The organism is Actinoplanes missouriensis 431, assembly GCF_000284295.1.
Lineage (GTDB): Bacteria > Actinomycetota > Actinomycetes > Mycobacteriales > Micromonosporaceae > Actinoplanes > Actinoplanes missouriensis.
The window spans coordinates 6,677,758-6,694,329 of record NC_017093.1 but is presented as its reverse complement, the minus strand read 5'-3'; the positions used below and the strand labels follow the sequence as shown (position 1 = coordinate 6,694,329).

Annotated in this window: 16 protein-coding genes; 13 read left to right on the top strand and 3 right to left on the bottom strand. The window is 71.0% G+C overall.

The annotated features are described in order from the left end of the window. Positions 1–68 precede the first annotated feature (68 nt). Positions 69–1,247: a chorismate synthase gene (gene aroC / locus AMIS_RS30665; RefSeq protein ID WP_014446334.1), complete on the top strand. Its 1,179-nt coding sequence runs from the start codon at positions 69–71 to the stop codon at positions 1,245–1,247. Further along, on the top strand, positions 1,247–1,744 hold the full coding sequence (locus AMIS_RS30660) for a shikimate kinase (RefSeq protein ID WP_014446333.1): 498 nt from the start codon (positions 1,247–1,249) through the stop codon (positions 1,742–1,744). The genes aroC and AMIS_RS30660 overlap by 1 nt, the downstream gene beginning before the upstream one ends. Before the next feature lie 40 nt (positions 1,745–1,784). On the opposite strand, the gene AMIS_RS30655 is transcribed toward AMIS_RS30660, so the two are convergent. Beyond that, positions 1,785–2,567 (bottom strand): polysaccharide deacetylase family protein, encoded by a 783-nt coding sequence (locus tag AMIS_RS30655; RefSeq protein ID WP_231859123.1) that lies wholly within the window; start codon positions 2,565–2,567, stop codon positions 1,785–1,787. Positions 2,568–2,714: 147 nt separating this feature from the next. Continuing rightward, positions 2,715–3,437: a Clp protease N-terminal domain-containing protein gene (locus AMIS_RS30650; protein WP_014446331.1), complete on the bottom strand. Its 723-nt coding sequence runs from the start codon at positions 3,435–3,437 to the stop codon at positions 2,715–2,717. Positions 3,438–3,537: 100 nt separating this feature from the next. Between AMIS_RS30650 and aroB the strand changes: the two genes are divergently transcribed. The 4 genes from aroB to nusB all read left to right on the top strand — a co-directional run bounded on the left by aroB (position 3,538) and on the right by nusB (position 6,094). After that, positions 3,538–4,611 (top strand): 3-dehydroquinate synthase, encoded by a 1,074-nt coding sequence (aroB, locus tag AMIS_RS30645; protein ID WP_014446330.1) that lies wholly within the window; start codon positions 3,538–3,540, stop codon positions 4,609–4,611. Next, on the top strand, positions 4,608–5,027 hold the full coding sequence (gene aroQ, locus AMIS_RS30640) for a type II 3-dehydroquinate dehydratase (RefSeq protein WP_014446329.1): 420 nt from the start codon (positions 4,608–4,610) through the stop codon (positions 5,025–5,027). The genes aroB and aroQ overlap by 4 nt, the downstream gene beginning before the upstream one ends. A 75-nt stretch (positions 5,028–5,102) precedes the next feature. Next, entirely contained in the window at positions 5,103–5,660 is a 558-nt protein-coding gene (gene efp, locus AMIS_RS30635) for an elongation factor P (protein WP_014446328.1), read from the top strand. Then, a complete protein-coding gene (gene nusB, locus AMIS_RS30630) occupies positions 5,660–6,094 on the top strand; it encodes a transcription antitermination factor NusB (protein WP_014446327.1) in 435 nt (144 codons plus the stop codon). The genes efp and nusB overlap by 1 nt, the downstream gene beginning before the upstream one ends. A gap of 161 nt (positions 6,095–6,255) precedes the next feature. On the opposite strand, the gene bldD is transcribed toward nusB, so the two are convergent. Then, positions 6,256–6,744 carry a transcriptional regulator BldD gene (gene bldD, locus AMIS_RS30625; protein ID WP_014446326.1) on the bottom strand — a complete coding sequence of 163 codons (489 nt, stop codon included), beginning with the start codon at positions 6,742–6,744 and terminating at the stop codon, positions 6,256–6,258. Between the two features lie 312 nt (positions 6,745–7,056). Here bldD and pyrR point away from each other — a divergent pair, with 312 nt between their 5' ends. The 7 genes from pyrR to AMIS_RS30590 are packed head-to-tail and all read left to right on the top strand — an operon-like array spanning position 7,057 to position 16,566. Further along, the gene (gene pyrR, locus AMIS_RS30620; RefSeq protein WP_041830159.1) at positions 7,057–7,617 is read left to right on the top strand and encodes a bifunctional pyr operon transcriptional regulator/uracil phosphoribosyltransferase PyrR; all 561 of its coding nucleotides are present in this window, start codon (positions 7,057–7,059) and stop codon (positions 7,615–7,617) included. After that, the gene (locus AMIS_RS30615) at positions 7,614–8,534 is read left to right on the top strand and encodes an aspartate carbamoyltransferase catalytic subunit (RefSeq protein WP_014446324.1); all 921 of its coding nucleotides are present in this window, start codon (positions 7,614–7,616) and stop codon (positions 8,532–8,534) included. Before pyrR ends, AMIS_RS30615 begins: the two co-directional genes overlap by 4 nt. After that, positions 8,531–9,796, top strand: coding sequence for a dihydroorotase (locus tag AMIS_RS30610; protein ID WP_041830158.1), 1,266 nt, complete (start codon positions 8,531–8,533; stop codon positions 9,794–9,796). The genes AMIS_RS30615 and AMIS_RS30610 overlap by 4 nt, the downstream gene beginning before the upstream one ends. Further along, a complete protein-coding gene (gene carA, locus AMIS_RS30605) occupies positions 9,793–10,944 on the top strand; it encodes a glutamine-hydrolyzing carbamoyl-phosphate synthase small subunit (RefSeq protein ID WP_014446322.1) in 1,152 nt (383 codons plus the stop codon). The genes AMIS_RS30610 and carA overlap by 4 nt, the downstream gene beginning before the upstream one ends. A gap of 5 nt (positions 10,945–10,949) precedes the next feature. Then, positions 10,950–14,267 (top strand): carbamoyl-phosphate synthase large subunit, encoded by a 3,318-nt coding sequence (carB, locus tag AMIS_RS30600; protein ID WP_014446321.1) that lies wholly within the window; start codon positions 10,950–10,952, stop codon positions 14,265–14,267. Next, entirely contained in the window at positions 14,264–15,292 is a 1,029-nt protein-coding gene (locus AMIS_RS30595; RefSeq protein ID WP_014446320.1) for a quinone-dependent dihydroorotate dehydrogenase, read from the top strand. Before carB ends, AMIS_RS30595 begins: the two co-directional genes overlap by 4 nt. After that, positions 15,289–16,566, top strand: coding sequence for an adenosylmethionine--8-amino-7-oxononanoate transaminase (locus AMIS_RS30590; RefSeq protein ID WP_014446319.1), 1,278 nt, complete (start codon positions 15,289–15,291; stop codon positions 16,564–16,566). Before AMIS_RS30595 ends, AMIS_RS30590 begins: the two co-directional genes overlap by 4 nt. The last annotated feature ends 6 nt before the right edge of the window (positions 16,567–16,572 follow it).

Genomic DNA, 16,572 nt, shown 5'->3' with positions numbered 1-16,572 from the left:
CCTCCCGGAGAGCGGGACGGGTGCGGCCGCTTGATGGGATGCCGGGACGCTGTGCCAGACTCAGTTCCGTGTTGCGCTGGCTTACCGCAGGTGAATCGCACGGACCGGCGCTCGTCGCGCTGCTGGAGGGTGTTCCCGCCGGGGTGGAGGTGACGAGCGCGGACATCATGCGCGACCTCGTGCGCCGCCGCCTGGGTTATGGGCGCGGCGCCCGGATGAAGTTCGAGCAGGACGAGCTGGAGATCATCGGCGGGGTCCGGCACGGGATCACGCTGGGCAGCCCGGTGGCGCTGCGGGTGGGCAACAGCGAGTGGCCCAAGTGGGAGACGGTGATGGCCGCCGACCCGGTCAACCCGGAGCTGCTGGCCTCCCAGGCGCGCAACGAGCCGCTGACCCGACCGCGTCCCGGTCACGCCGACCTGGCCGGCATGCAGAAGTACGGGCACACCGACGCCCGCCCGATCCTGGAGCGCGCCAGCGCCCGGGAGACCGCGGCCCGCGTCGCCGTCGGCGTGGTCGCCAAGAAACTGATCAAGCAGACGCTCGGCATCGACATCGTGTCGCACGTGATCGAGCTGGGCTCGGTCGCCGCGAAACCCGGCCTGGTCCCGACGCCGGACGACTTCGACCGGATCGACGAGGACCCGCTGCGCTGCCTCGACCCGGAGGCGAGCGCGCGGATGGTGGCCGAGGTCGACGCCGCGAAGAAGGACGCCGACACGCTCGGCGGCATCGTCGAGGTGCTGGCCTACAACGTCCCGCCGGGTCTCGGCTCGCACGTGCAGTGGGACCGCAAGCTGGACGCCCGCCTCGCCACCGCGCTCATGTCGATCCAGTCGGTCAAGGGCGTGGAGATCGGCGACGGCTTCACCCAGGCGCGCTCGCGCGGCTCGGTGGCGCACGACGAGATCATCCCGACCGAGGGCGGCGTGCGGCGGGTGACCGACCGGGCCGGCGGCCTGGAGGGCGGCATCACGAACGGGGAGCCGCTGCGGGTCCGCGCCGCGCTCAAGCCGATCTCCTCGCTGAACCGGGCGCTGCAGACCATCGACATCACCACCGGCGAGCCGGCCACCGCGATCAACCAGCGGTCCGACGTCTGTGCGGTGCCGGCCGGCGCGGTGGTCGCCGAGGCGATGGTCGCGCTGGTCCTGGCCGAGGCCGCGACCGAGAAGTTCGGCGGCGACTCGGTGGCCGAGATCCGGCGCAACCTCGCGTCGTACCTCGAGAACCTGGTGATCCGCTGATGGCTCCGGCGGTGGTCCTGGTCGGCGTGATGGGTGCCGGCAAGACCACGGTCGGCGCCGCGCTCGCCGAGCGGCTGGGCGTGCCGTTCGCGGACACCGACACGATCATCGAGGAGCGGGCCGGGAAGCCCATCCCGGAGATCTTCGTCGACGACGGCGAGGCGGCCTTCCGCGAGCAGGAGCGCGCGGTCGTGGCCGAGTGCGTGGAGACCTTTCCGGGCGTGCTCGCGCTGGGTGGCGGCGCCATCCTCGACGACGGTACGCGTCAGCGTCTCACCGAGCAGACCGTGGTCTTCCTGACCGTCGAGCTGGGCGACGCCATCAAGCGGGTCGGGCTCGGCGCGGGCCGCCCGCTGCTCGCGATCAACCCGCGGGCGACCCTGCGTCACCTCATGGAGCAGCGCCGGCCGCTCTACCTGGAGGTGGCGACCCACGTGATCGCCACCGACGGCCGTGAGCCGGCCGACCTCGCCGCCGAGATCGCCGCCCTGCTCTGATCAGTTCCGGGTTCGGCTGATCAGAGCACGGCTCAGCTGATCAGATCCCGGCCTGGGCCGGGGTGCGGCCGAGGGCGGCCAGTTCGGAGACCGTGCCGAGCCGGAGCCCGCGCGCCCGCAGCCCGGCGATCATCGCGCCGAGTCCGCGCAGCGCGACCAGGCGGCGCTCCTTGCCGACGTCGTGGGCCAGGATGATCGATCCGGGCCGGACGCTGTTCACGATGTCGCGGACCTGCCCGTCCGGGTCGTCCTCGAACTGCCGCTCCCGCATCAGGTGCGACCAGAGCACCACGTCGTACCCGAACTGGTTGGCGGCCAGCAGGGTCGACCCGCCGAGGTGCCCGTAGGGCGGCCGCATCACCGTGGGTTCCCGGCCGAAGACCTTCCGGACCATCTCATGGGTACGGCCCAGCTCGTCCTCCACCCGTGGACGGTCCAGGGTGGCGAGGTCGTCGTGCGACCAGGAGTGGTTGCCGATCTCGTGCCGGGACATCCGGTCCCGGACCAGGGCGGCGTGCTTCTCCAGCTGCTGGCCCACCATGAAGAACGTGGCCGGCGCCGCCGCGGCGTCCAGGGCGTCGAGCACCATCGGCGTCCAGTTCGGGCCGGGCCCGTCGTCGAAGGTGAAGGCCACCACCGGCTCGTCGGTCTCCACGTAGTACCGGACCCGGACGTCGGCGTGGCGCAGCCGCTCCGGCGAGTCCGCCGCGGCGGCGTACCCCCCGCCGAGCGGCGGCCGGTCCCAGCCGAACAGTCGCGTCGCCTCGCTCACACCCGCTGCGCCGCAGGCCACGCCTCCCGCGGCGAACAGAGCCGCGCGCATCGCGGCACGTCGTGACATTCCCACTTTCAAGATCCCCCCGTATTCGGCCCGCGAGGCTAGCGGAGCGTGGCAAGCGGAGGTTCGGCACGACGCCGGGCGATCTGGTCAGCGAACGGGGGAGGACCTGGTGTTTCTCGGTTGCCGGGGTCAGTTCAGGCGCTCCTCCAGGCGCTCGATGCGCTCGACGAGCGGGGCCAGCTCGGCGCGGACCGCGGTGAGCAACGCGGAGGTGGCCGGTGCGGCGGACGGCTCGGCCGTCGTGGTGGAGCGCAGGTGCGCGTACCCGGCGACGGCCGCCGCGACCGCGCGCCGGGCCGCCTTGCCGTCGACGGCGCGGGAGCGCAGCAGCTCACCGGCGGCGCCGTCCGGCTCGGCCGCCAGCCCGACGAGCAGGTGCTCGCAGCCGACGTAGTTGTGCCCGAAACCGATCGCCTCACCGACGGCCAGCTCCAGCGCGACGGCGGCGGGGCCGCTGAACCGCAGGCCGCCGCCGCTGGTGGCCGGCTCCGGGGTCGCGGGGGCGGTCAGTGAGTCCGGGGCGACGTCCATCGCGGTGAGCACGTGCAGGCCCAGGTTGTGGTTCTCGGCGAGCATGCCGTGCAGCAGGTCGCCGCTGGTCACGGACGTGGCGCCGGCCTCCTGAGCGCGGCGCGCGGCGAGCGTGAGGACGATCACGAGGCGGCCGGTGAAGCTGGGCAGGCGCTCGGAGAGCCGATCCGGGTCGAGGTCGGTGAGCACGGCCTGACGGATCGTGGTGATCCGGCGGACCGCCTGCTCCAGAGCGCGCTGGCAGATCGGCGAGACGGGCAGGCCGGTCTCGCGGACGGCGTCGGCGAGTTCGTCGGGGAGATAGACGTTGATTTTCGGCATGACTCAGTTGTAACCCCTCTAGGGTTATCTGTATATAACCCCATCCGAGGAGTGGAATGACCGCGATGGGGGCACAGCGCGGGGGTCCGGCGCGGATAGGGTGACGGCCGTGGTGACGCGGATTCCGGTGACGGGTGACCGTCCGTATGACGTGATCGTCGGGCGTGGGCTCGAAGGTGAGCTGCCCGGGCTGATCGAGGGTGCGACGCGGGTCGCGGTGCTGCACCCGCCGACGCTGCGGGACCGGGCCGAGGCGGTCGCCAAGGCGGCCGGCGCGGCCACGGTGGTGCCGATCGAGGTGCCGGACGCCGAGCGCGGGAAGTCGATCGAGGTGGCGGCCCGCTGCTGGGACGAACTCGGGGCGGCCGGCTTCACCCGTACCGATGTGGTGGTGGGTGTGGGCGGCGGAGCCACGACGGACCTGGCCGGGTACGTCGCGGCGGCCTGGCTGCGCGGGGTCCGCTGGGTGCCGGTCGCCACCTCGGTGGCCGGGATGGTCGACGCCGCCGTCGGTGGCAAGACCGCGGTGAACATCGCGGCCGGCAAGAACCTGGTCGGCGCGTTCCACCCGCCCGCCGGCGTGCTCTGCGACCTGGACGCGCTCGACACGCTGCCCGCCGAGGACATCGCCGCCGGGATGGCCGAGGTGGTCAAGGGCGGCTTCATCGCCGATCCGCGGATCCTCGAGCTGATCGAGGCGGACCCGGCGGCGGCGCTCGACCCGCGCAGTGCCGTGCTGCGGGAGCTGGTCGAGCGCAAGATCCGGGTGAAGGCGCAGGTGGTGAGCGTCGACCTCAAGGAGTCCGGGCTGCGGGAGATCCTCAACTACGGGCACACGCTGGGGCACGCGATCGAGCGCCGGGAGAAGTACACCTGGAAGCACGGGGACGCGATCGCGGTGGGCCTGGTGTTCGCGGCCGAGCTGGGCCGGCTCACCGGCCGGCTGGACGACGCCACAGCGGCGCGGCACCGGGCGGTGCTGGAATCGCTGGGGCTGCCCACGACGTACCCGCAAGGGGCCTGGACCGAGCTCCTGCCCGCGATGCGCGTCGACAAGAAGGCGCGGGCGGCGACCCTGCGGTTCGTGGTCCTGGACGGCCTGGCGCAACCCGGCATCCTGGCCGGGCCGGACGAGGAGCTGCTGGAGCGCGCCTACGCGGCGGTGGCCCGATGATCTATGTGCTGAACGGCCCGAACCTGGGACGGCTGGGACTGCGCGAGCCCGGGATCTACGGCTCCTCGACCTACGCCGACCTGGTCGAGATGTGCCAGACGGTGGCCGACGATCTGGGTCTGACCGTCGACGTGAAGCAGACGAACGCCGAGCATGAGATGCTCGAATGGCTCTACCGGGCGGCCGACGAGGGCGCCGACGTGGTGCTCAACCCGGGCGCCTGGACGCACTACAACTACGCGGTACGCGACGCCTGCGCGATGCTTCGCGGCAAGCTCGTCGAGGTGCACATCTCCAACGTCCACACCCGCGAGGAGTTCCGTCACCATTCGGTGATTTCCGCCGTGGCGACCGGTGTGATCGCCGGTCTCGGATTCGACGGATATCGCCTCGCACTGGAACACATCGCGCGGTAAGCCCGATTCGCTGCGACCGGGTCGCCGCCGGTAGACTCGTTCGGTCACCGATACGCTTCGAAATCAAGGCAGGACATGGCTTCCACCAACGACCTGAAGAACGGCCTGGTGCTCAACCTCGACAAGGAGTTGTGGACTGTCGTCGAGTTCCAGCACGTCAAGCCGGGCAAGGGGCCGGCGTTCGTGCGGACCACCCTGAAGCACGTGCTGTCCGGCAAGGTCGTCGACAAGACCTTCAACGCGGGCACCAAGGTCGACACCGCGACCGTGGACAAGCGCACGATGCAGTACCTGTACCAGGACGGCGAGGACTTCGTCTTCATGGACCTGGACACCTACGACCAGATCCACGTCTCCGGCAGCACGGTCGGTGACAACGCGAACTACCTGCTCCCCGAGGCCGAGGCCACGGTGGCCCTGCACGAGGGTGTGCCGCTCTACATCGAGCTGCCGACCAGCGTGTTCCTCGAGGTCACCTACACCGAGCCCGGCCTGCAGGGCGACCGCTCCACCGGCGGCACCAAGCCGGCCACCGTCGAGACCGGCGCCACTGTCAACGTTCCGCTCTTCATCACCACCGGTGAGAAGATCAAGGTCGACACCCGCGACGGCCGCTACCTCGGCCGCAGCTGATGGCCGAAGGTCCCAAGAAGGAACGGCTCGCGCGTCGCAAGGCGCGCAAGCGAGCCCTCGACGTCCTGTTCGAGGCGGACCTGCGCGACCTCCCGCCTGGTCAGGTGCTCATCACGTACCTGGACCGGATCGCCAAGCCCCACCCGGAACACATGGGCTACGCCACCGAGCTGATCGAGGGTGTCGCCAAGAACCTGGACCGCATCGACGAGCTGATCGCCAGTTACGCCGAGGGCTGGACGATCGACCGGATGCCGACGGTGGACCGCAACCTGGCGCGGATCGCGGTCTACGAGCTCCTCTACGTGCCGGACGTCGACGACCCGGTGGCCATCACCGAGGCCGTCGAGCTGGCGAAGGAGATGTCGACGGACGACAGCCCGCGCTTCCTCAACGGTCTGCTCGACCGGATCGCGGCGTTCGCCACCCGCTGAGAGCGATCGTGGTGACGGCCCGGACCTCAGGTCCGGGCCGTTTCGCTTTCCCGGGGTACGGGCGGAGAGCCCTCCCCCTGCGGAGCGGAACGTCACATCGCACGGAAAAGCCCGCGCCGAATGAGCGGCGCGGGCTTCGGTGGTGCTGGTGGCGCTCTGTGTCAGCTGGCGAAGAACGCGCGCGGGTCGGCGACCAGGACACCCTGCTCGGTGAGGCGCTCGATGAGGCCCGACGGCGAGATGTCGTAGACGATGGCGAGCGCGCGCAGGTCGTCGGCGCGGATCGACAGGACGCGGCCGTTGTAGTCGCCGCGCTGCTGCTGGATGGCCCGGGCGTAACGCGCCACGTAGGCGAGGTCTTCGCCCGTGGTGTCGTAGAGCTTCTCCAGGTCCAGCACGATCTTGTTGGTGGCCTCGAGACGGATGCCGCTGCCGTCGGGCAGCAGTTCCGAGACGGGCACTCGGTAGAAGTCGGCCAGTTCGGCCAGACGCGAGACGGTCACCGCGCGGTCGCCACGCTCGTACGAGCCCACGACGACAGCCTTCCAGCGGCCGTTGGACTTCTCTTCGACGCCCTGCAGGGACAGGCCCTGCTGCTGGCGGATGGAGCGCAGGCGAGCGCCCAGCGACTTGGCGTACTCAGACGGCATACGGACACTCCCGGTACTGTGCTGGCCCGGAGGGTTCTTTCCTCGCGGATCGCTACGCTGCGTGACGGTACGGAGTTTGCGACCGCCGGTCAAGTGTTGGTTACCGATGAGTCGCGCGGGCCGCCCCAAAGTTACCGGCTGTATCCCCAGTTGCAGGATTTGTCCGGTCTGCTCCAGTCAGGCACGTCACCATGGTCAACGCTGCGTCCACTGGTAACGTAGCGTCAGCCCTCGGGCCGGCCCGTAACGGGGTCGTTCCGAAACCGACATCCTTTAACGACCCGTCCCGTGAGGCGGGGAAGGAGGTCCGCCGTGGCGCAGCCACGCGCAGACGCGCCTAGCAAGATCATTCTGGAAGGTGCCGACCTGCATCGGGTCGTGGACCGCATCGCGCATCAGATTCTCGAGAAGACCTCCGGCGCCACCGGCACCGTGCTGCTCGGCATCCCGACGCGCGGCGTGCCGCTCGCGCACCGTCTGGCCGCCCGGATCCACGCCTTCGAGGGCGTCGAGGTCCCGGTCGGCTCGCTCGACATCACGCTCTACCGCGACGACCTGCGCCTCAAGGCCACCCGCGCGCTCGGCAGGACCGAGCTGCCCAGCGGCGGCATCGACGGCCTGCGGGTGATCCTCGTCGACGACGTGCTCTTCTCCGGTCGCTCGGTCCGCGCCGCGCTCGACGCGCTGCAGGACCTGGGCCGGCCGAGCTCGGTGCAGCTCGCGGTCCTGGTCGACCGGGGCCACCGGCAGCTGCCGATCCGCGCCGACTACGTCGGCAAGAACATCCCGACGGCGCTCAGCGAGAGCGTGAAGGTCGCGCTCACCGAGACCGACGGCTCCGACGAGGTACGGCTGATCGGAGGCCTCAAGTGATCAAGCACTTGCGCTCGGCCGCGGACCTGGACGCCGCCACCGCGACCCTCATCCTGGACACCGCCGCGGAGATGGCGGCGCTCTCCGGCCGCGAGGTCAAGAAGCTTCCCGCCCTGCGCGGCCGCACCGTGGTGAACCTCTTCTACGAGGACTCCACCCGTACCCGGATCTCGTTCGAAGCCGCCGCGAAGCGGCTCTCCGCGGACGTCATCAACTTCTCGGCGAAAGGGTCGAGCGTCTCCAAGGGCGAAAGCCTGAAGGACACCGCGCTCACCCTGCAGGCGATGGGCGCCGACGCCGTGGTGATCCGGCACTCGGCCAGCGGCGCGCCGCACCGGCTGGCCGGCTGGGTGGACGGTTCGGTGGTCAACGCCGGCGACGGCACCCACGAGCACCCCACGCAGGCGCTGCTCGACGCGTACACGATGCGCTCGCGTCTCGGTCGTCTCGACGGCCTGAAGGTGGCGATCGTCGGCGACGTGCTGCACAGCCGGGTGGCCCGCTCCAACGTGCTGCTGCTGACCACGCTCGGCGCGCAGGTGACGGTGGTCGGCCCCCCCACTCTGATCCCTCTGGACACTGCGGCCGCGCTCGCCGAGAAGACCCAGGTCAGCTACGACCTGGACAGCGTTCTGCCGGACTCCGACGTGGTGATGATGCTGCGGGTGCAGACCGAGCGGATGCAGGACTCCTACTTCCCGTCGGCGCGCGAGTACAGCCGCCGGTACGGGCTCGACATGCGGCGGATGAGCAAACTGCCGGAGCACGCGATCGTGATGCACCCGGGTCCGATGAACCGGGGCATGGAGATCGCGCCGGAGGTCGCCGACTCGCCGCGGTCCACCATCGTCGAACAGGTCGCCAACGGCGTCAGCGTCCGGATGGCCGTCCTCTACCTGCTTTTGGGAGGCAAGTGATGGCGTACCTGCTCAAGGGCGTCTCGGTCCTCGGCGCCGCGCCGACCGACCTGGTCATCAAGGACGGCGTGATCGCCGCGGAACCGGACAACACCGCTCAGGTCATCGACGCGACCGGCCTGGTCGCGCTGCCCGGCCTCGTCGACGTCCACACCCACCTGCGCGAACCTGGCCGGGAGGACGCCGAGACGGTGGACACCGGCTCGCGCGCCGCCGCTCTCGGCGGGTACACGGCGGTCTGCGCGATGGCGAACACCGACCCGGTCGCGGACACGGCCGGCGTGGTCGAGCAGGTCTGGCGGCTCGGCCGGGAGGCCGGTCTGGTCGACGTGCAGCCGATCGGCGCGGTCACCATCGGGCTGGCCGGCAAGCAGCTCGCCGAGCTGGGCGCGATGGCGAGCTCGGCGGCGAACGTGCGGATCTTCTCGGATGACGGCTTCTGCGTCGCCGACCCGCGCCTGATGCGCCGGGCGCTGGAGTACGTGAAGGCCTTCGACGGCGTGATCGCCCAGCACGCCGAGGAGCCGCGGCTCACCGAGGGCGCGCAGATGCACGAGGGCGAGGTCAGCACCCGCCTGGGCCTGACCGGCTGGCCCGCGGTCGCCGAGGAGGCGATCATCGCCCGGGACGTGCTGCTGGCCGAGCACGTCGGCAGCCGCCTGCACGTCTGCCACGTCTCCACCGCCGGTTCGGTCGAGGTGCTGCGGCAGGCCAAGGCGCGCGGCGTGCGCGTGACCGCCGAGGTCACCCCCCATCACCTCCTGCTCACCGACGAGCTCGCGGCCGGCTACGACCCGGTCTTCAAGGTCAACCCCCCCTTACGTACGCGTAAGGACGTCGAAGCCCTGCGCCAGGCGCTGCTGGACGGTGTGATCGACGTGGTCGCCACCGATCACGCGCCGCACGCCGTGCAGGACAAGGAGTGCGAGTGGGCCTACGCACGTCCCGGCATGCTCGGTCTGCAGACCGCGCTGCCGATCGTGCTGAGCGTCTTCGGGGAGAACTGGGACCTGATCGCCGACCGGATGTCGGTCGCCCCGGCGCGCATCGCCGGGCTGACCGGTCACGGCGGCGACCTGACGGCCGGCACGCCGGCCAACCTCACGCTGGTGGATCCGTCGTACCGCGGGGTGGTCGACCCGTCGGAACTGGCGAGCCGCAGCAGGAACACGCCGTACGCGGGTATGACCCTGCCCGGTCGCATCGTGGCGACCTTCCTGCGGGGCGAAGCGACGGTTCTGGACGGAAAGGCTGTCAAGTGACTCTCACCAACGATTTTTCGGGTCTTCGGCGAAGCCGTCCTGGTAGCTCAGCGATTCTGGTCCTGGAGGACGGACGGACGTTCTCCGGCACGGCTTACGGCGCGATCGGGGAGACGTTCGGCGAGGCGGTGTTCACCACCGGCATGACCGGATACCAGGAGACGCTGACCGACCCGTCGTACCACAGGCAGGTCGTGGTGCAGACCGCGCCGCAGATCGGCAACACCGGCGTCAACGCCGACGACGACGAGTCGGACCGGATCTGGGTGGCCGGCTACGTGGTCCGCGACCCGGCCCGCCGCCCGTCGAACTGGCGCTCGCAGGGCGACCTCGGCGAGCGTCTCGCCGCCGAGGGCGTCGTCGGGATCAGCGGCGTCGACACCCGCGCGCTCACCCGCCACCTGCGCGAGCGCGGCGCGATGCGGGTCGGCATCTCCTCGGTCGATCTGGACCCGGCCGCGCTGCTGGAGCGGGTCAAGGGCGAGCCGGAGATGATCGGCGCGGACCTCTCCGCACAGGTCACCACCGCTTCGCAGTACACGGTCAAGGCCGAGGGCGAGCACCGGTACACGGTCGCCGCGCTGGACCTGGGCATCAAGCGCAACGTGGCCCGCCGGCTCGCCGCCCGCGGCGTCACCACGCACATCTTCCCGGCGACGTCGTCGATCGAGGAGCTGCTCGCGGTCAGCCCGGACGCGGTCTTCTTCTCGCCCGGCCCGGGCGACCCGGCGACCGCCGACGGCCCGGTCAGCCTGGCGCGTGAGGTGATGCGCCGCGAGGTGCCGCTCTTCGGCATCTGCTTCGGCAGCCAGATCCTCGGCCGCGCGCTCGGCTTCGGGACCTACAAGCTGGGGTACGGCCACCGCGGCATCAACCAGCCGGTGCTCGACAAGACCACCGGCAAGGTGGAGGTGACCAGCCACAACCACGGGTTCGCCGTGGACGCCCCGCTGAACACCGTGATCGACACCGACTTCGGGGGCGTCGAGGTCTCGCACGTCTGCCTCAACGACAACGTGGTCGAGGGCCTGCGCGGCATCGAGGTGCCCGCCTTCACCGTCCAGTACCACCCCGAGGCCGCCGCCGGCCCGCACGACGCCGACTACCTCTTCGACAGGTTCGTCGAGCTGGTCGAGAAGAAGGGCTGACCACCATGCCGAAACGTGAAGATCTCAAGCACATCATGGTGATCGGCTCCGGTCCGATCGTCATCGGCCAGGCCTGCGAGTTCGACTACTCCGGCACCCAGGCCTGCCGGGTCCTGCGGGCCGAGGGCATCCGGGTCTCGCTGGTCAACTCGAACCCGGCGACGATCATGACCGACCCGGAGTTCGCCGACGCCACCTACGTCGAGCCGATCACCCCGGAGTTCGTCGAGCTGGTCATCGCCAAGGAACGCCCGGACGCGATCCTGCCGACGCTGGGCGGCCAGACCGCGCTGAACACCGCGATCGCCCTGCACGAGAGCGGCGTGCTGGAGAAGTACGGCGTCGAGCTGATCGGCGCGAACGTCGACGCGATCCGCAAGGGCGAGGACCGCCAGCTCTTCAAGGACATCGTGGCGATCGCCGGCGGCGAGACGCCGCGCTCGCGGGTCTGCCACTCGATGGACGAGGTCCGCGAGACGGTCGCCGAGATCGGCCTCCCGGTCGTCATCCGGCCCTCGTTCACGATGGGCGGCCTCGGCTCCGGTATGGCGCACACGCCCGAGGACCTGGAGCGGATCGCCGGCGCCGGCCTGGCCGCCTCCCCGGTGACCGAGGTGCTGATCGAGGAGAGCGTGCTCGGCTGGAAGGAGTACGAGCTCGAGCTGATGCGCGACAAGCACGACAACGTCGTGGTCGTCTGTTCGATCGAGAACATCGACCCGATGGGCGTGCACACCGGTGACAGCGTCACCGTGGCGCCGGCCATGACGCTCACCGACCGCGAGTACCAGAAGATGCGGGACCTGGGCATCGCCGTGCTGCGCGAGGTCGGCGTGGACACCGGCGGCTGCAACATCCAGTTCGCGATCAACCCGGACGACGGCCGGATGATCGTGATCGAGATGAACCCCCGGGTCTCCCGCTCGTCCGCGCTCGCCTCGAAGGCCACCGGCTTCCCGATCGCCAAGATCGCCGCGAAGCTCGCGATCGGCTACACCCTGGACGAGATCCCGAACGACATCACGCTGAAGACCCCGGCCGCGTTCGAGCCGGCCCTCGACTACGTGGTCGTGAAGATCCCGCGGTTCGCCTTCGAGAAGTTCCCGGGCGCCGACAAGGAGCTCACCACCACGATGAAGTCGGTCGGCGAGGCGATGAGCCTGGGCCGCAACTTCGCCGAGGCGCTGAACAAGGCGATGCGCTCGATGGAGACCAAGGCGGCCGGCTTCTGGACCGCGCCGACCTTCGAGAACGTCGACGAGGCGCTCGAAGCCCTGAAGGTCCCGCACGACGGCCGGCTCTACACGGTCGAGGCCGCGCTGCGGCTCGGCGCCACGGTCGAGCAGGTGCACGCGGCGAGCGGCCGGATCGACCCGTGGTTCCTCGACGAGATCCAGGCCCTGGTCGACCTGCGTGCCGAGATCCTGGCCGCGCCGGTGCTCGACGACGAGCTGCTGCGCCGGGCCAAGCGCAGCGGGCTCTCCGACCGCCAGCTCGCGACGCTGCGCCCGGAGCTGGCCGGTGAGGACGGCGTCCGCGCGCTGCGGCACCGGCTCGGCATCCGCCCGGTCTACAAGACCGTGGACACCTGCGCCGCCGAGTTCCAGGCGAACACCCCGTACCACTACTCGTCCTATGACGAGGAGACCGAGGTGGCGCCGAGCGACCGGCCCAAGGTGATCATCCTGGGTTCGGGGCCGAACCGGATCGGCCAGGGCATCGAGTTCGACTACTCCTGTGTGCACGCCGTACAGGCGCTCCGGGGTGTCGATTTCGAGACCGTGATGGTCAACTGCAACCCGGAGACGGTCTCCACCGACTACGACACCGCCGACCGGCTCTACTTCGAGCCGCTCACCTTCGAGGACGTCCTCGAGGTCGTGCACGCCGAGGACAGCTCCGGCAAGGCGGCCGGCGGCCCCGGCGTGGTCGGCGTGATCGTGCAGCTCGGCGGGCAGACCCCGCTCGGCCTGGCGAACCGGCTCAAGGCGGCCGGCGTGCCGATCGTCGGCACCTCGCCCGAGGCGATCGACCTGGCCGAGGACCGTGGCCTGTTCGGCGCGGTGCTGGCCGAGGCCGGTCTGCGCTCGCCGGACCACGGCACCGCCACCACCTTCCCCGAGGCCAAGGCGATCGCCGACACGATCGGGTACCCGGTGCTGGTCCGCCCGTCGTACGTGCTCGGCGGCCGGGGCATGGAGATCGTCTACGACGAGCCGACCCTGCAGGGCTACATCGAGCGGGCCACCGAGATCTCGCCGGACCACCCGGTGCTCGTCGACCGGTTCCTGGACGACGCCATCGAGATCGACGTGGACGCGCTCTGCGACGCGACGGGCGAGGTCTACCTCGGCGGCGTGATGGAGCACATCGAGGAGGCCGGCATCCACTCCGGCGACTCGGCCTGCTCGCTGCCGCCGGTCAACCTGGCCGCCTCGCACATCGCGGAGGTGCGCCGTTACACCGAGGCGATCGCCCGCGGCGTCGGGGTGCGCGGCCTGCTCAACGTCCAGTACGCGCTGAAGGACGAGACGCTCTACGTGCTGGAGGCCAACCCGCGCGCCTCCCGGACCGTGCCGTTCGTCTCCAAGGCGACGGCTGTCCCGCTCGCCAAGGCGGCGGCCCGGATCGCGCTCGGCGCCACCATCGCCGACCTGCGCGCGGAGGGCCTGCTGCTGGCCGAGGGCGACGGCGGCACCGTGCCGCCGAACGCGCCGATCGCGGTGAAGGAGGCGGTGCTGCCGTTCAAGCGGTTCCGCACCCCGGCCGGCAAGAGCGTGGACAACCTGCTCAGCCCGGAGATGAAGTCGACCGGCGAGGTGATGGGCATCGACGCCGGCTTCGGCCAGGCGTTCGCCAAGTCGCAGGCCGCCGCGTACGGCTCGCTCCCGACCAGCGGCAAGGTCTTCGTCTCGGTGGCTAACCGGGACAAGCGCTCGATGGTCTTCCCGGTGAAGCGGCTCGCCGACCTGGGCTTCACGATCGTCACGACGGCCGGCACCGGCGAGGTGCTGCGCCGTTACGGCATCGAGTGCGAGGTCGTGCCGAAGCACTACGAGAGCCCCGGCACGAACGCGGTCGAGCTGATCCTGGCCGGCGAGATCTCGCTGATCATCAACACCCCGCAGGGCTCGGGCGCCAGCGCCCGCCTCGACGGGTACGAGATCCGCAGCGCCGCCGTGACAGCGGACGTGCCGAGCGTGACCACGGTGCCGGGCGCGGCCGCCGCGGTGATGGGCATCGAGGCGCTGATGCGCGGGGACATGACCGTCCGCCCGCTGCAGGAGCTGCACGCGCTGCTCCGGCCGGAGCTGAGCAAGTGAATCTGTTCGCGAACGTCGCCCGGCCGGTCCTGTTCCGGCTGGGCGGCGGCGACGCCGAGCACGCCCACGAGTGGACGCTGAACCGGCTCGCCACGCTGCCTGCCCCGGCCCTGGCCGCGATGCGCCGCAGGTACGCGTTCGCCGCCCCGGTGGACGTGTTCGGCGTCCGGTTCCCGAACCGGGTCGGCCTGGCCGCCGGGATGGACAAGAACGGCGTGGCGCTGCCGGCCTGGCCGGCCCTGGGTTTCGGGTTCGTCGAGGTGGGCACGGTCACCGCGAAGGAGCAGCCGGGCAACGACAGGCCGCGGCTGTTCCGGCTCAAGCAGTCCGAGGCGATCATCAACCGGATGGGGTTCAACAACGCCGGCGCGGCCGCTCTCGCGGACCGGCTGGCGGCCCTCGGCAAACTGGACGTGCCGCTCGGCATCTCGCTCGGCAAGTCCAAGGTGACGCCGCTGGAAGACGCCGTCGAGGACTACCTCACCTCGTACCGGCTGCTGCACCCGTACGCCGACTACATCGCGGTCAACGTCTCCTCGCCGAACACCCCGGGCCTGCGCTCGCTGCAGGACCGGGACTCGATCGCGGCCCTGCTCAAGGCACTCAGCGGCCCGGTGCCGGTGCTCGTGAAGATCGCGCCGGACCTCACCGAGCCGGCCATCGCCGAGCTCCTCGAGGTCTGCCTGGAGCACGGCGCGGCCGGGCTGATCGCGACGAACACCACGCTGTCCCGCGACGGGATCGACGAGGCCGACCAGCACCTCGCGGATGAGGCCGGCGGTCTCTCCGGCCGGCCGCTGACCGAGCGGTCCCGCCAGGTGGTGAAGTTCGTGCACGACGAGACCGGCGGCCGGCTGCCGATCATCGGCGTCGGCGGCGTCATGTCGGTCGACGACGCGGCCCGCCTGCTGGACGCCGGCGCGTCGCTGGTGCAGCTCTACAGCGGGTTCATCTATCGGGGACCGGACCTGGTCCGGGCGGTCGCCCGGGGCGCCCGGCCGATCCGTTCCCACCGCGCGCGATGACCGGCATCGAGCGCGACGACCTGCTCGCGCTCGACCGGGCGCACGTCTGGCATCCGTACGGCCCGATGCCCGGCCGCACCGACCCGTACCTCGTGGAGAGCGCGGCGGGCGTGCGGCTGCGGCTGGCCGGCGGGCGTGAGCTGGTCGACGGCATGTCGTCCTGGTGGGCGGCGATCCACGGGTACCGGCACCCGGTGCTGGACGCCGCGCTCGCCGAGCAGGCCGGCCGGATGAGCCACGTGATGTTCGGTGGCCTCACCCACGAGCCGGCGATCCGGCTGGCCGCCACGCTCGTCGAGATGACGCCGGCCGGCCTGGAGCACGTCTTCCTCTGCGACTCCGGCTCGGTCGGCGTCGAGGTGGCGATCAAGATGGCGCTGCAGGCTCAGCGGGCGCTGGGCCGGCCGCGGCGGCGGCGCCTGGCGACCTGGCGGGGCGGCTATCACGGCGACACGTTCCACCCGATGAGCGTCTGCGACCCCGACGGCGGGATGCACTCGCTCTGGACCGGGGTGCTGCCGGCGCAGGTCTTCGCGGAGGCGCCGCCGGCCGATCTCCGCCCGGATTACGCCGACGCGCTGCGCGAGACCGTCGAGCGGCACGCGGACGAGATCGCCGCGGTGATCGTGGAGCCGGTCGTGCAGGGCGCCGGTGGCATGCGGTTCCACCATCCGGAGTACCTGCGGGTGCTGCGGGAGGCGACCGCGGCGCACGGCATCTTCCTGATCTTCGACGAGATCGCCACCGGCTTCGGGCGGACCGGCCGGCTCTTCGCCGCCGAGCACGCCGGGGTCAGCCCGGACATCCTCTGCCTCGGCAAGGCGCTCACCGGCGGGTATTTGACGCTGGCCGCGACCCTGTGCACGCCCGAGGTGGCCTCGGCGATCTCGGCGGGTCAGGGCGGCGGGCTGGCGCACGGGCCGACGTTCATGGGCAACCCGCTGGCGTGTGCCGTGGCGAACGCGTCGCTCGGGCTCCTGCGGGGCGGGGACTGGGCGGTACGCGTACCCGCGATCGAAAGCCGTCTGAAGGACGGCCTGGAGCCGCTCCGCGCAGCGCCCGGCGTCGCCGATGTCCGCGTTCTCGGTGCGATCGGCGTGGTGCAGCTGGATCATCCGGTGGACATGGCGCGCGCGACCGCGGCGGCGGTGGCCGAGGGAGTCTGGCTGCGGCCGTTCCGGGACCTGATCTACACGATGCCGCCCTATGCGGCGGACGACGCGGACGTGGACCGCATTACCGCGGGGATCACCGCCGCGGTGGCAGCTACCTGACACGGA